A 13,315-nucleotide genomic window follows, 5' to 3' on the forward strand; every position below is an offset into this window, starting at 1 on the left:
GCCGGCGGCGCGGTGCCGGGCGACGGCACGACGGTGCTCGTCCAGGCCCATGCCACCGCCACGGACGCCACGGGCGACCAGTGGCCGCTGGTCTACACACTTCAGATGACCGCCCGCTCGGGCCGGTGGGAAGTCACCGCACTCCAGGCCGGAGCACCGGCGAAGACCACCACCGCGAAGGCAACGCCTCAGCCGACCAGCAGCAGCGCGACCACAGCGGTTGGGGGTGCGGCCAAGTGACCCCCAACGTGCAGCTGGCCGGGAAGCTCGCCGACCTCGGCAACTCCTGGCTCGGGACGCTCGGGACCCGGGGCGACAAAGCCCTACAGGTCGGCCTGACCGCGATCGTGGTCATCACCTTCGTCCGCAAGGTCTCCCTCAAAGCCGGGATCGGCGCCCTGATCGGCATGGTCCTGGCCCTGGGCCTCTACAACTCCCGCGACAGCCTCGCCAACCTCTTCCAGGACAAGGTCAACAACCCAGCCAAGGCCACCGGCGCCATCACCGTCGTGGCCTCCCCGCAGCCGCACCGGCTGCCCGGCGTAACGGGGGCCGGCCCGCCGGCAGACTGAACGCAGAGCGTGGTGTCAGCTGTACCAGGTGACGCTACAGACATAGATGGATTGGTGGCGGGGCACGGCGAGGAAGCTGATGAAGCCGCGTCCGGCGAGGATATCGAACTCCCGCAGTCCGCCCTCGCGGTCGACCGGCCGGCCGACCGTCATCGCCTCGTGTCCGAGCGCGGCGAGTTCGGTGGCCAGCCGCTCCACCTCCGCCACTACGCCCGGCGGGAGCCCGCCGGTGACGTACTCCTCGCTGGGGTTGTAGTCCCACGTCCAGTCGGTCACAGCCCTGTCTCTGCCTCTGCCGCTTCCCGGATCCCGCGAATCTCGGTGATGGCCTCCATGGGGTCCTGTTCGCCCGCGTCCACGATCCGTTCCAGTTCGCGGAGGCGGGCGGCGCGCTCGGGGTGCCGCTCGATCGCGATGAACACCGCCCATGAGTGGACGAAGGCTCGCAGCGGGGCGAGGCTCTGCGTCTGCTGAGCGTTCGTGGTTGCCTCGAACAGGTGCTGGGTGAGCGCGGAGATCCGGCTGGGGGCAATCTTGGCGACGGCGGCCCGCAGCGCGTCCGGGGTGAGTTCGGGCATAGGGATCAGCGGTCCGTACGGGCCGTCGGGCTGCACGCTCACGGTGTCCTCCGGTGCGGGAGAGTCGGTCCTCGTACGGTACCGGTCGGGCCGTGGGCACGGAGAATGTCGGTAGGGACACATCTGAACGCGGACATCTTTCAGCGCGCTCAGGCGGCTTTCGGCGGGACGCTCGTGCACGTGGTGCAGGCGGTCGCTCAGCTCCAGGTCCTGAACGAGACCACCGCTCAAACCCAAGGTCAGCGCGGCCTCGAGATTCCTCGGGGGCCTCGGCCTCGACTTTGCCGTGAATCGTGATCTTGAAAATGAGATCTACGCCGCCGCTGCTTCCCATGCGCGGATGACCGCAGCGATTTCCTCGGGGCCGGGTGGACCTGCAGGGTTGCGGATATGACGGGCGACGATGATCGTCCGGCGGAGCTTGACGACCATGTCGCTGAACGCCAGGGTCGTCTTGGTGGTGTACCAGGGCTGCCGTGTCCGCCGCTCGGCGATGTCGGCGGGATGCACCTTCACCCCGAGCACGAGCAGCTCACCGTGCAGGCGCCGGTACCCCCAGCTTGGATTTTCCCTGGCCAGGCGTAGTACCAGCGCTCGGATCGAGTGCACGGTGCGGGGCCGGCCTCCGTGCTTCGGCTTGGACTGGGCGGCGTGCCGGCGGGCGATCAGGTTGCGGTGGGTCCAACATCTACCTGGACCGGTTCGACCAGTTCGTTGAACAGCAACTTGTACCGGACTACGACCGGGGCAAGCGTCGGCGCACAAACCACCTCCGTCAGCGCGGTGTGGCAGCCCCGACCGGGGCGGAACCCGTGGGAGTGGTCGCTGAACGTCGGTTCGTAGTACGCCTCAAGCAGCAGGCGCACCACCTCGGCGACGATCTTGTCGCTCCACGTGGGCATGCCCAGCGCAGCACCGTGTCAGGCCGCACCAGCAGTCGCATCTGGCGCAGCACGTGCCGTGGCAGGCCGTGGAGCAGCGACGCCAGGAACGCCCGGTCGATCGCGTGGAACCGAACCTGCTGCCCGTTCAGCTGCCGCTCCAAGACCGCGATCTGATGGCGTAGGGCCAAGATCTCGACGTCTTTCTCGCGGTCGCTCATTGGCACCGTCGCAGCATCGCGAACGCGTTCGTCACGCCCAGATACGCCAGTCTCAGCAGCGTTCCTCGCGCCGTTCGTCGCCGCGCACCGGGACGAGATCACGCTGGCCACCAAGTTCGGCATCGAGTACCGCGCCGACGACCCGGGCTACCGGGCCATCCGCAACGACCCCGGCTACATCAAGAAGGCCGTCGAGGCGAGCCTGCGCCGTCTGGGCGCCGAGGTCATCGACCTGTACTACATGCACCGCCGCGACCCCGCGATCCCGCTCGCCGAGTCTGTCGGCGCCATGGCCGAACTGGTACGGGAAGGCAAGGTCAAGCACCTCGGCCTGAGCGAGGTCACCGGTGCAGAGCTGCGCGAGGCGCACGCCATGCACCCGATCGCCGCCGTGCAGACGGAGTGGTCGCTGTTCAGCCGGGACGTGGAGCGCAACGTGGTGGGCGCGGCCGCCGAGCTCGGTGTCGCCTTCGTGCCGTACTCGCCGCTCGGCAGGGGCTTTCTGACCGGTGCCTTCACCGACGCGAGCAAAGACCTCTCCAACAGCGACTTCCGGCAGTTGCTGCCGCGCTTCGCTGGCGACAACGCCAGGGCGAACGCCGCTCTCCTGGCGCCCCTGCACAAGATCGCAGCCGACCATGGCGTCACCACGGCGCAGATCGCCCTGGCCTGGGTGCAGCAGCGGGCCCAGGTGCACGGCCTGACCGTGGTGCCGATCCCCGGGACCCGCAAGCGCAGCCGCCTCCTCGAGAACGCCGCAGCCACCCGGATCACCCTGACCGCCGAAGAACTGGCGCTGCTGGAGCCGATCGCCGGCCAGGTAGCGGGCGATCGCTACGCGGACATGTCACTCACCTCCGCAGCCCGGGAGGCCTAGCTAGTGCTCTGCCCGGGAAGGTTCACCGGGTCGCTGCTGGCGCGAGTTACCTCGCGGCCGGTTGGATGTGAGGACACATCCGATCAGGCGCATGGAGGTGCGGTGGCAGAGCCGGTCAAGGTCCGCAGACTGACGGATCAGGAGGGGTAGCGGCTGCAGCAGATCGTGCGGCGGGGCAGCACCAGCACCGTGCGCTACCGGCGGGCGATGATGTTGCTCGCCTCGGCCGGCGGGAACACCGTGCCGGTGATCGCCCAGCTGGTCCAGGCAGACCAGGACACGGTGCGCGATGTGATCCACCGCTTCAACGAGATCGGCCTGGCCTGCCTGGACCCTCGGTGGGCGGGAGGCCGTCCCCGCCTGCTCACTCCTGACGACGAGGACTTCGTCATCCAGACGGCCACCACCCGCCCGCGCAAGCTCGGCCAGCCCTTCACCCGCTGGTCGCTCCGCAAACTCGTTGCCTACCTGCGCAAAGTCCACGGCCGGGTGATCCGCATCGGCCGTGAGGCCCTGCGGACCCTGCTCGCCCGCCGCGGCGTGACCTTCCAGCGCACCAAAACGTGGAAGGAGTCCACCGGCCCCGACCGTGACACCAAGCTCGACCGGATCGAGCACGTCATCGAGCACTTCCCAGACCGCACCTTCGCGTTCGACGAATTCGGCCCGCTGGGCATCCGCCCCACCAGCGGCAGCTGCTGGGCCGAACAGAGCAGGCCCGACCGCGTCCCGGCGACCTACCACCGCACCCACGGCGTCAGCTACTTCCACGGCTGCTACTCGATCGGTGACGTGTCTGTGGGGCATCAACCACCGCCGCAAAGGCACGAACAACACCCTCACGGCCCTGAAGTCGATCCGGGCCGCCGCCCGGACGGCGCCCCCATCTACGTGATCCTGGACAACCTTTCCGCCCACAAGGGAGCCAAGATCCGCCGGTGGGCGAAGAACAACAAGGTCGAGCTGTGCTTCACCCCGACCCAGGCGTCATGGGCGAACCCGATCGAGGCGCACTTCGGGCCGCTGCGGCAGTTCACCCTCGCCAACTCCCACCACCCCAACCACACCGTCCAGACCCGGGAGCTGCACCGCTACCTGCGATGGCGCAACGCCAACGCCCGCCACCCCGACGTCCTGGCCGCCCAACGCCGCGAGCGCGCCCGCATCCGCAGCGAGAAAGGCATCCGATGGGGCGGCAGACCGCTCACGCTTGCCGCCGCATGACCAGGCACTGGGTGAATTCACTGTCCGGGCACGGCACGCGAGTTCGACCCGCGCGAGCTGGAGCTTGACCCGCGCAACGCCCGCACCGAGAACGCCAAGCCCGACGCCGCCTTGTTGGCGTCCGTCGAGCGGATCGGCCTACAGGAGCCGATCACCGTCCGCCCGCTCGGTGAGCCCAGCAAGGGCCGTTACGGAGTGTTCAAGGGTCAGCGCCGTTGGCTGGCCGCCGTGGCCGCAGCCAAGAAGGCCGAGACCAAGGGCAAGCCGGTCGCGAAGATCCCGGCGTTCGTCCGTGAGGACCTGGGCGGAGCCGACAGCGAAGCGCTGCTGTTGTCCCTGGTGGAGAACCACCAGCGCGCCGGTATGACGGCACGCGACACCGTGAACGGTGCCGCACAGCTGGAGCTGCTCGGCGCCAACGAGGCCGAGCGCCGCCGCGCGGCCGCCATTCTCGGAATGAACCGGCAGCAGCTCAAGGCCGCCAAGCAGGCCGCCGACACAGGAAGGGTTGCATAACGGTACGCGGTACCGGTTCGACCTGATCGAGCTTGCCGACCTCGCCGAAGTGGAAGACGTGCCCAGCGCCGCATCCGACCTCGCCCGCGCCAAGCGCAAGGACTCCGAGGACCCCAAGGCCCGGCGTGGCAACTGGCAGCACACCCTGGCCACGCTGCACCAGGAGCAGGCCGACCGCCGCAAGCGCGCCGCCGCCGAGCAGGCACTGACCGAGGCCGGAGTGAAGCTGCTCCCCCGCTACCGGCAGACGGACGCCACCGAGCGCCCCCTGTCTGACCTCACCACGGGCCTGGACAAGGAGATCACCGCCGAGGCCCACGCCGCCCAGTGCCCCGGGCACGCCGCACGGCTGGACAAGGAACACCGGCCGGTCTACTTCTGCACCGACCCCGAGAAGAACCGCCACAAGATCAAGGGCGCGACGGACGGCGAAGAGGCCCGGGAGGCCGAGCGCGCCGAGCGCCGCAAGGTCATCGAGAGCAACAAGGCCACGCGCGCCGCACGCGAGGTGCGCAAGGACTTCGTAACCGAGCTGGTCAGCCACAAGGCCATGTCCGAGGCCGGATGGCAGCTCGTGTCGTCGACGGTCCTCAACAACCCGGACCTGTACCGGCGGTTCATGAACAAGACCGGCAAGGGTGCGACTGCCGACGTCGCACGGTTTACCCGGGCCGCCGACCCCGAGAGCAAGACCGAGCCGTTCGCCGATCTCATCCAGCGCACCGGCAAGGCCCGCCGCCCCCAGCTGCTGCTGGCCCACATCGCCGCCGCCCACGAAGCCGAGATGCACGACAATATGACCTCATTCATCCCCGGCGCACGACTGCAATTCCCCCTCGCCCAGGTCCTGGCCGCCGCCGAGCACGCGGCCGCCGCCACCGAGCACAAACTTCTGCATGCGGAGACAGTCCCCCGCCCCTGCCTGTGGTGGGTCAAGGACGACGGCACCTACCTGATGAGCAACGCCGTCATCGGCGAGGACACCCCCGCGAAGATCCGCGCCCGAACCATCGTCTACGCGGACGGCTGGGGCACCGGCACCGATGCCCGATCCCTCCTGGGCGGCGACGACTTCGCCGAGCCCTTCGACCTGTGCGACCCCACGCGGACCAGTGACGGCACCTTGCTCGTGCTGTGGCTGTAAACGTTCGCCGGGATGCGCGGCCGACGGCGCGACCCGGTAAACCAACGCGGTCACCCCACTGGGGACTGTCTGGTAGATCAGGTCCCTAACTGACTACGGTCTGCCGCTGCTCGTCCAGGACGGGCACCCCCGCACCGAACCGCCGCACCGCGTCGACGATCTGGGTCCCACCCACGTCCAGCTTTGCCGGCAACAGGACCAGCGGACCGCCCCAGCGGCGTGCCGTGCGGGCCGCCGCCGTACTGGGCCTGACCCAGAACAACACGACCTCGAAGAGCGGCAGCTCAAAGCCTTCCCGCGCGATCGGCACCAGCCCCAGCCACTGCCCCCGGCGCACCTCGCGGACCTCGCAGATCTCGTCCCAGCCCACCGTCCGGGCCCCGGTGACGGTAATCCCGTCCTCGTCGATCCGCACCAGGCACCCGCGTCGGCGCCAGCGCAAGTGGCGAACAAGCACCCCAACCACCATCACTGCGACAAACGCTCCGCACACCTCAGCACCCACCCGGTGGTACCTGCCGAGCAACGCCTGCGGCAGCAGGCAGAGAAACACCAGTACCCCGCCCACGACCAGGAACGCCGCAGCCCCCCGACCCGTATCTCCAACGGCCCCATATCCGGGCCGCTCCTCCCCCGACCAGCCAAGCCGACCTCCCTTGTCAGCCCGAGGATAGAGGGCAGGCGGCGCTGGCCGACCCGGGGGCAGCGCCCGACCACCAACACGGCGAACCCATGCGGTCACAGCACTAGAGTGGTCGCGGTCGCTGGGCCCGGCGGTCACGGATGACGGGGGGCAGTGAAGACGATGACAGCAGGTGTGCGGTGGCTGGCGCACGCTCCGTGCTACTTCAGCGTCACCTTCGTCCGGGGCATCACCCCCGAGGAGTTGGGCGTCCGGCTGGGCGCCGACCCGGCCGTGGCACCGGTGGCCGCGACGGCTCGTGAGGTCGACAGCCTGCTCACCGATCCCAACGTGGGCATCGCCCAGCTCGGCGAGGCGAACGGCTGGGCCTACGCGGCCGAGTACGGCGAAGCCGGTGGGACCAGGCACAGCGTGCTCGCGGAGCTCTCCCGTGGTGGCTGCGACGCGGTGAACCTCGATCCGCAGGCCTCCCATCCGCCGCCGATGTTCTCCTACGCGGCGGACGGGGAACTGCTGTGCTCCTTCGGGCTCGCCGAAGAGGGACAGCGGTGGGGTCGCGGCCCGACCTGCTGAATCCGGCCATGCGGAGCGCGGGCGTCATCCTGCCGGACGGCTCCTCCCTTCAGGTGGGCGCGACTCGGCAGGCGCAGCGGGTGGCCATGTCCCTGGGCGTGATCGAGAAGCACTTCGGGCTCTCGCTGCCCCGGCAATTGCTCGACGACGAACTGCCCACCGTGGCGGTGAGCGGCCGCCCGACCTGAACTCTCGACACCCTGCGGCAGCTGGCCCATTCCCAACCGCCTTCGTAGTTGGCCACTTTGTCGGCCGATAGTTGACCAGATGATCGAGACGTTGGCCAACTACAGAACGAGATGGCCACGGCGGCCCTGTCTGTGGCTGGTTCACCATGGGTTTCGGCCAGTGGGTTGCCTGGTCGGGCGCCGCGTTTCGGGTGCCCGACCAGGCGCTGCCCCGGTTACAGGTAGGGGCGGGTGATCAGCTCAATCGCGTGACCGGCGGGGTCCTTGAAGTACACCCCTCGACCGCCGTGCTCGTTGTTGATCTCGCCTGAGCGTCGCATCTGCGGATCGGCCCAGTGCTCGATGCCGCGATCACACAGTCGCCGGTACGCCCGATCGAACAGGTCGTCGTCGATCAGAAACGCGTAATGCTGCATCTGGATCTCCACCGGCGGCTCGGCGAACTGAAGCAGCACGCCATCGGTGAGCTGGATGTTGGTGAACGGGCCCCAGGACGGTGCTTCCGGAAGTTCCAACAACTCTCGGAAGAACCGAGCCGACTCGTTGCGATCCTTGGCGGCGATGATGGTGTGGTTGAACGTGACTGTCATTCGGCTGACCTCGCTGTTGTTCGACACGAAAAACGGACTCGCAGTGCACGAGCACTGGGAGGTCCGCGTGCCGAACTGAGGGGGTGCCTTCTGCGCACCCGCTGTGCGATCAGCCCTCCACCGGGTGGCCAATCTGTGTGTGGCGTAGCGCCGGTCCGGTGTTCACGTCGGGTGACCCTACATGATCTTGCTGGCCGCGACAATGAGAGCGATCGGCTGCTAGGTGTCTCGTCACACAGCCTTGGCCGGGTATTTGGTCCACTATGCCGATTCTGGGGTGCTTCTGCCCGGCTAGCCGGGCGGGGCAGAAGCATGTGGCCGAGGATCCGGCGGCCACGTTCGCCCCCCTGAGGGAGTCACTGCCTGGCCAGAGGGCGCACCCGCCTTCATGCAGCTCATGGGCTGAGCCCGGAAGCGGTAGCGGCCTGGCCAACTATCGATCGACATGGCCACCTATCGGTCGACGTCACACTTGCCCGGGTGCACGATGGCGGCTCCTTGCTTCGGGCTCTGCCCGTGGTGGGCCCATCGGATGTGCAGCACGATCGCCCGGAGCTCGCCCCGGTACATGATCGAGGGCGACGCGGCGTAGCGGCTCAGGGGCGTCGCTGGAGCAGCGAAGGGCCGGACGCGGTAATCCGCGTCCGGCCCTTGTGCGCTTGTGTGGCGGTCCGGCCGTTGTCCGCCGAAGCGGGCCGCTTGCGCGGTTGGCCCAACCGCCGGACCTTCCCAAACCACAAACCCAGCGAGGACACCGAGAACGGTTCCACGCAGGAGCTGTGACCTGTTTTCAGCATAACGGCCGGCCGTGATCGGGCCGCACAAAGCGCAGTGCCCCCCTTCAACCACTGAGTGATGATAGGATTCTTTATGTCAGAAGGGGTTGGCCCCCCGGCCGACACCCAGACCACGACCCAGCGAAGGGGCATCCCGAGATGACAACCCAGGAGAGCGACGACCACGCACTCATGACCCGACTCGGTGTCACAGAAGACGACTTCAACGAAGCCATGGGGCCGGTCGGCGAGCAGATCCGGCTCATGGCCCAGGACCAGGGGCGCGACGTCGAGGAGTTCTTCCTCTCCCCCGACGACGAACTGTTCGGCACCCTGGCCGTCGGCTACCTGGACGCCCAGCGCGCCGGGCACACCGGCACCGAGCTCACGCGAACCGCCGCCCGCCGGACCGCGTACGCGCTGGAGCGCGTCGACCCCGCCGACCTGATCCCCCTCGCCGCCACCCTGGCTGACGCTCCATCGCCTGAAGGGAAGCCCGGCTGACGAGGGGACCGGTGCCGTCGCCGGGCGGTTCGGCGCTGGCGGCGTGTACTTGGGTGAGCAGGTCCTTGTGGCAGTAGAGGAAGGCGCGGTCCACTCCGGCCTGCCGTGCGATGCCCGAGACGCTGATGGCCGTGCCATCTCGCCTGGCGGCGTTGATGGCCTTGATGACGCGCTGCCGGCGGCGGGCTGAGTCGGCCTTGCGGCCTTCGATCAACGGATTGGTGCTCGGGGGGACGTTCACGGAGGAGTTCGCGACGGGGCAGCTGACCAACGGCCAGGCGGTCGTACCCGACTGGCTGCGGACCCCGCCCGAGCGCACCCGGATCTGCATGAGCCTGGGCGCCTCGAACACCGAACGGTACGGCGGGGACTACGTCTCCAAGGGCGACATCCTCGAGGCGTTGGCGGAGCTCGACGCGGAGGTGGTCGCCGCGCTGCTGCCCACGCAGACAGCCGAGCTGGGTCCGCTGCCGGACAACATCCGTGTCGTGGACTCGGTGCCCCTGCACGCACTGCTGCCGAGTTGTTCCCTGCTGATCCACCACGGCGGCTTCGGCTCCTACGCGAACGCCTTGGTGTACGGCGTCCCGCAGCTCACGGTCACCACGCCGGTGGCCGACCAGCTCTACCGGGGTGCCGGTCTGGAGGAGCAGCGGGCGGGCCTGCTGCTGCCCCACGACCTGGCCACGCCGGACGCGGTGTACGACCGGGTCTCCACGATCCTGGCCGACTCCGGCTTCCGGCAGAACGCCACCCGCCTGCGCGACGAGGCGGTGGCCCGCCCCGCCCCGGCCGAGGTGGTTCCCGTACTGGAACAGCTCGTCGAGGAGCGGCGTACGGCGCCGTGGCGCGCCGCCTGACCGCCAGGAACTGCGGGGCGGCCCTCAGGACCCGACGATGCCCGCGTCGTGGGCGAGGAGGCCGGCCTGGGTGCGGTTGACGCACCCCAGCTTGTCCAGCATCCGTGACACATAGCCTTTGATCGTGGCCTCGGAGAGGTGCAGCCGGGTCGCGATCTGGGCGTTCGCCAGGCCCTCGCCGAGACCGGTCAGGACTTGGACCTCCCGTTCGGTCAGGGAGGCAACCCGTTCGCGTGCGCGGTCGCGGGCCGACAGGGTGTCCGTCGAGGCGGCGATGAGCCGACGGGCGGCGGAGGGGGAGAGGACGGTGTGCCCCTGGGCGGCGGTGCGCACCAGCCCGATGAGTTCCTCCGGCGGGGTCGACTTGACCAGGAATCCGGTCGCGCCGGCCCGCAGGGCCCGCAGCACGTACTGGTCGGCGTCGAAGGTCGTCAGCACCACGATGTTCGGCGGGTCCGGCAGCTCGTTGATGCGTTCGATGGCCGTCAGTCCGTCCGTGCCCGGCATCCGCAGATCCATCAGGACGACGTCGGGCCGGCTGCGCACGACGGCCTCGACGCCGGCCGCGCCGTCGTGCGCCTCGTCGACGACCTCGATGTCCTGGGCCGAGCCGAGGATGGTGCGCAGGAACACGCACACCATGGGCTCGTCGTCGACCACCACCACTCGGGCCATGCTCACACCATCGATTCCGAGGTCGGCGATGGCTGGCCGGGCAGGGCGAGTCTGTCTGGTCACGGCCGGACCATCCGGAGCAGGCACTCGTCCGCGGACGCGACGGTGTGATGAGGCTGTGGGACCTCGGCCAGCGCCGCTCCATCGGGTGCTTCCAAGCAGATCCGGATGCCATCAGCGCGTGGCAGAGCGAAGCGTTCGACGCCTCGGGGACCTGCTGGCCACCCTGAGCAATATCAAGTCCTCCGGCGGCACCAGGATCGAATTCCGCGGCGTCCCGGCCTTCGACCAGGTGACACCGCCGGTCTCCGCTGCCGACGCCTACAACCTCGTCGGATTCACCCCCGCCGGATACCTGATCTCCACCGGCTCCTCCGGCACCTCCTCCGACCTGATGCAGGTGTGGAGCACCCATGAGTCCGCGGAGATCGCCGGCCTCTCGATGCCCGACGGAGCGGTCTGGACGGTACACGGCAACGTCGTCGAAGGCGGCACCACCGACGGCTCACTCTCGGTCACCCTCGACCCCGACGCATGGTACGCCGCACTATGCAGCGCTGTGGACCGCCCCTTCACCGATGCCGAGCGCCGGCTGCTGCCCGAAGGCGCCGACAGCCACCCCGCCTGTCCGGGCTGACCCATGGCCGGTGACAGCGGCAAGGTGCAAGAAGAGTCCACCGCCGCCCACCCGGAGAAGACCACGCGACTGGATCGCTGACCATGCGTGTCACAGGCACCGGCGAGTGTCGCGTTGCCCCCCGTTTGACTCTCCCCCTACCGGAGAGCCGACGATGACCGCTATGAACGCACCGCTGCTGAATGCGCCACACCTAAACTAGTGCTGTGGCCGGGAACGTTCACCGGGGCGGGAGTTGAGCCGGGGTGCGGTCGTTGGCACCTGGCCACAGGCGTTGGCACCGCAGGCGCCGGGTGCCCTGTTCGGCGTGGTGCAACGATCAATGTGACGGAACTGCCACAGGCCGGGGGAACGTCACCAGCCCGATCGTGAGGCGGTGATGATCGTGCTATGAAGCGAATCGCCCGCACCGCGGTGCTCGTCTGCGTCGGAGCCGTCACCCTGCTTTCCGGCTGCACTGAGGCCAGTGACACGCACTCCGATCGCGTCCACGCCACCCCTGGCCCCACGGCCACCGCCACCGTCGCGCCCGGTGCCGCCGTCCAGGTGGCGCAGCGATACCGGCGGTCCGGCGGGGCGCAGGAGGTGTACGGGATTCAGCAGAGCTCCGGCCCCAACGGCGCCCCCCTACTGGTCGTGTGGACAAACAACCCGGATGAGAGCGCCCAGACGTTCGATGAGCTGAAGGGGTCGATCACCGGGTTCCTGGAACGCAAGGAAGGGCTGTCGCTGAAACAGGGCTACTTGATGGATGTCTTCGGCCCGGATGGTTCGCTGCAGCACCGCCTGGACGCCCGTCTGTAGCCCCCTCCACACGGTGACCTGTTCGCAAGTGTCTGACAAAAGATCATGTTGCAGCGGCAGCCCTCCTCCGGAGACGTGGGCGCATTGCGTGTGGGAAGGTCAAGCCTGTGATCAACCAGGATGGTGGCTCGGGCCGCGAGCTTGTACTGGGGGGCGGATTGAGCCCTGCGGACCTGGTGCTTGTTTATCGGGAGGCGCTTCGCGTGCTGCGGTCTGGCATCGACGCAGCCCACCTCGACGCCTACAGCGACGAGGCCTGGCCACCCGCGGTGCTGCACTCATACGAACGCGCGCTGTCCCTGGCCCGGGAGGCGGTAGGGGACGGCGTTCGGTCCCGACGCGCCGATCCCGGGATGGGGATCGATATCGACATCCACGATGACGCGCAGTTCGAGGTTCTGTTGGATTTGGCTCCCTATACGATCCACGCCGAAGGCTGGCAAGGGGATCGACTGGTCTTCAGCGCCAGCGACTCGGGAACCTCCTTGTGGATTGCCGTCACACAGGAGCAGGAGGCCGAGCTCATGTCCCAACTGGATGCGCTGGGGATCCTGCCAACCGCGCTTGTCGTCCAGCCACATGGCCGCTGAGGCGCATTCACGACGTGGGGGGTAGACGCTCCCCGCCGTGGTCGGTTGCTGTGGTTGCTGTACTTCGCTGCTGTACGGGAGTGCGCTGCCGCTAAACGGATCGATCACCCTGTGTGCCGGGTGATGTGCTCGCCCTCCTGCGGTGGCGAACCACATCGCGGCAGATGTCGTACAAAACCAGAAGCACCACAAATGATCCGGTGATGGGGAACCACACGGACTCGCCATCCTTGTACAGCTTGACGCTGATCCACAGGAGGAGGGAGGAGCCTGCCAGGCCTGCCAAGGGCCGCACGACCGCGCCCGCAGTCTTCAGGGGGCTGTTCACGGGCATAATCTTGGCAGCTACCCGGACGGGCCGCTAATCTAGTGTCCTGCGTCGTAAATAGCGAGTCTAAGTATGTATACTGTTTTTATGTCACAACGAGGTCCTCGTGCTGTCGTGGTCGTCCTCTCCGATGA

The 13,315-nt window shown here is 68.4% G+C and carries 17 protein-coding genes and 3 pseudogenes; 13 read left to right on the forward strand and 7 right to left on the reverse strand.

Features of this window, described 5'->3' with window-relative positions; genetic code table 11:
- Positions 1-240: pseudogene (locus tag EFK10_RS47015) on the forward strand (conjugal transfer protein); the annotation flags it as partial.
- Positions 237-572: a hypothetical protein gene (locus EFK10_RS05335; RefSeq protein ID WP_127354615.1), complete on the forward strand. Its 336-nt coding sequence runs from the start codon at positions 237-239 to the stop codon at positions 570-572. The pseudogene EFK10_RS47015 and the gene EFK10_RS05335, both read left to right, overlap by 4 nt.
- Positions 573-587: 15 nt before the next feature.
- Here EFK10_RS05335 and EFK10_RS05340 read toward each other — a convergent pair whose 3' ends face one another.
- The 4 genes and pseudogenes from EFK10_RS05340 to EFK10_RS51880 form a co-directional block, all read right to left on the reverse strand.
- The gene (locus EFK10_RS05340) at positions 588-848 is read right to left on the reverse strand and encodes a hypothetical protein (RefSeq protein ID WP_127354616.1); all 261 of its coding nucleotides are present in this window, start codon (positions 846-848) and stop codon (positions 588-590) included.
- Positions 845-1,192 (reverse strand): DUF6247 family protein, encoded by a 348-nt coding sequence (locus EFK10_RS05345; protein WP_127354617.1) that lies wholly within the window; start codon positions 1,190-1,192, stop codon positions 845-847. Before EFK10_RS05345 ends, EFK10_RS05340 begins: the two co-directional genes overlap by 4 nt.
- 270 nt (positions 1,193-1,462) lie before the next feature.
- On the reverse strand, positions 1,463-1,759 hold the full coding sequence (locus EFK10_RS53085; RefSeq protein ID WP_407647007.1) for a hypothetical protein: 297 nt from the start codon (positions 1,757-1,759) through the stop codon (positions 1,463-1,465).
- 158 nt (positions 1,760-1,917) lie between these two features.
- Positions 1,918-2,058, reverse strand: a pseudogene (locus tag EFK10_RS51880) (reverse transcriptase/maturase family protein); the annotation flags it as partial.
- Positions 2,059-2,313: 255 nt separating this feature from the next.
- Here EFK10_RS51880 and EFK10_RS05365 point away from each other — a divergent pair.
- From EFK10_RS05365 to EFK10_RS05380, 4 genes and pseudogenes are all read left to right on the forward strand, one after another.
- Positions 2,314-3,129: pseudogene (locus EFK10_RS05365) on the forward strand (aldo/keto reductase); the annotation flags it as partial.
- Between the two features lie 165 nt (positions 3,130-3,294).
- The gene (locus EFK10_RS05370; protein ID WP_240677004.1) at positions 3,295-4,353 is read left to right on the forward strand and encodes an IS630 family transposase; all 1,059 of its coding nucleotides are present in this window, start codon (positions 3,295-3,297) and stop codon (positions 4,351-4,353) included.
- 57 nt (positions 4,354-4,410) lie between these two features.
- The gene (locus EFK10_RS05375) at positions 4,411-4,869 is read left to right on the forward strand and encodes a ParB N-terminal domain-containing protein (protein ID WP_240677009.1); all 459 of its coding nucleotides are present in this window, start codon (positions 4,411-4,413) and stop codon (positions 4,867-4,869) included.
- The gene (locus EFK10_RS05380; RefSeq protein WP_127354619.1) at positions 4,862-6,013 is read left to right on the forward strand and encodes a DUF3085 domain-containing protein; all 1,152 of its coding nucleotides are present in this window, start codon (positions 4,862-4,864) and stop codon (positions 6,011-6,013) included. The genes EFK10_RS05375 and EFK10_RS05380 overlap by 8 nt, the downstream gene beginning before the upstream one ends.
- A gap of 85 nt (positions 6,014-6,098) precedes the next feature.
- Here the strand turns inward: EFK10_RS05380 and EFK10_RS05385 are convergent, their stop codons facing one another.
- Positions 6,099-6,470: a PH domain-containing protein gene (locus EFK10_RS05385; protein WP_164835834.1), complete on the reverse strand. Its 372-nt coding sequence runs from the start codon at positions 6,468-6,470 to the stop codon at positions 6,099-6,101.
- 348 nt (positions 6,471-6,818) lie between these two features.
- Here EFK10_RS05385 and EFK10_RS05390 point away from each other — a divergent pair, with 348 nt between their 5' ends.
- Complete coding sequence (locus EFK10_RS05390) at positions 6,819-7,229, forward strand: DUF6461 domain-containing protein (RefSeq protein WP_240677005.1); 411 nt, start codon at positions 6,819-6,821, stop codon at positions 7,227-7,229.
- Between the two features lie 8 nt (positions 7,230-7,237).
- A complete protein-coding gene (locus tag EFK10_RS49570) occupies positions 7,238-7,417 on the forward strand; it encodes a hypothetical protein (protein ID WP_240677006.1) in 180 nt (59 codons plus the stop codon).
- Positions 7,418-7,632: 215 nt separating this feature from the next.
- Here EFK10_RS49570 and EFK10_RS05395 read toward each other — a convergent pair whose 3' ends face one another.
- Positions 7,633-8,007: a VOC family protein gene (locus EFK10_RS05395; RefSeq protein WP_127354621.1), complete on the reverse strand. Its 375-nt coding sequence runs from the start codon at positions 8,005-8,007 to the stop codon at positions 7,633-7,635.
- 935 nt (positions 8,008-8,942) lie between these two features.
- Here EFK10_RS05395 and EFK10_RS05400 point away from each other — a divergent pair.
- Together EFK10_RS05400 and EFK10_RS05405 are read left to right on the forward strand one after the other, a co-directional pair.
- Complete coding sequence (locus EFK10_RS05400) at positions 8,943-9,287, forward strand: hypothetical protein (protein WP_127354622.1); 345 nt, start codon at positions 8,943-8,945, stop codon at positions 9,285-9,287.
- 221 nt (positions 9,288-9,508) lie between these two features.
- Complete coding sequence (locus EFK10_RS05405) at positions 9,509-10,147, forward strand: glycosyltransferase (protein ID WP_240677008.1); 639 nt, start codon at positions 9,509-9,511, stop codon at positions 10,145-10,147.
- A 24-nt stretch (positions 10,148-10,171) separates the two neighbouring features.
- Here EFK10_RS05405 and EFK10_RS05410 read toward each other — a convergent pair whose 3' ends face one another.
- On the reverse strand, positions 10,172-10,822 hold the full coding sequence (locus tag EFK10_RS05410) for a response regulator (protein ID WP_127354624.1): 651 nt from the start codon (positions 10,820-10,822) through the stop codon (positions 10,172-10,174).
- A 181-nt stretch (positions 10,823-11,003) separates the two neighbouring features.
- Between EFK10_RS05410 and EFK10_RS05415 the strand changes: the two genes are divergently transcribed.
- From EFK10_RS05415 to EFK10_RS05420, 3 genes are all read left to right on the forward strand, one after another.
- A complete protein-coding gene (locus tag EFK10_RS05415) occupies positions 11,004-11,459 on the forward strand; it encodes a hypothetical protein (protein WP_127354625.1) in 456 nt (151 codons plus the stop codon).
- 390 nt (positions 11,460-11,849) lie between these two features.
- Complete coding sequence (locus EFK10_RS47020) at positions 11,850-12,263, forward strand: hypothetical protein (protein ID WP_164835835.1); 414 nt, start codon at positions 11,850-11,852, stop codon at positions 12,261-12,263.
- A 107-nt stretch (positions 12,264-12,370) separates the two neighbouring features.
- Positions 12,371-12,853, forward strand: coding sequence for a hypothetical protein (locus EFK10_RS05420; RefSeq protein ID WP_127354626.1), 483 nt, complete (start codon positions 12,371-12,373; stop codon positions 12,851-12,853).
- The last annotated feature ends 462 nt before the right edge of the window (positions 12,854-13,315 follow it).

It is taken from the genome of Streptomyces soli (assembly GCF_003999195.1).
GTDB lineage: Bacteria > Actinomycetota > Actinomycetes > Streptomycetales > Streptomycetaceae > Actinacidiphila > Actinacidiphila soli.

What these genes read in the sequence shown, in the direction of transcription:
- EFK10_RS05400 (WP_127354622.1), top strand. Translation starts at nt 8,943, where the DNA reads ATGACAACCCAGGAGAGCGACGACCACGCACTCATGACCCGACTCGGT.
- EFK10_RS47020 (WP_164835835.1), top strand. Translation starts at nt 11,850, where the DNA reads ATGAAGCGAATCGCCCGCACCGCGGTGCTCGTCTGCGTCGGAGCCGTC.
- EFK10_RS05390 (WP_240677005.1), top strand. Translation starts at nt 6,819, where the DNA reads ATGACAGCAGGTGTGCGGTGGCTGGCGCACGCTCCGTGCTACTTCAGC.
- EFK10_RS49570 (WP_240677006.1), top strand. Translation starts at nt 7,238, where the DNA reads ATGCGGAGCGCGGGCGTCATCCTGCCGGACGGCTCCTCCCTTCAGGTG.
- EFK10_RS05395 (WP_127354621.1), bottom strand. Translation starts at nt 8,007, where the DNA reads ATGACAGTCACGTTCAACCACACCATCATCGCCGCCAAGGATCGCAAC.
- EFK10_RS05410 (WP_127354624.1), bottom strand. Translation starts at nt 10,822, where the DNA reads ATGGCCCGAGTGGTGGTGGTCGACGACGAGCCCATGGTGTGCGTGTTC.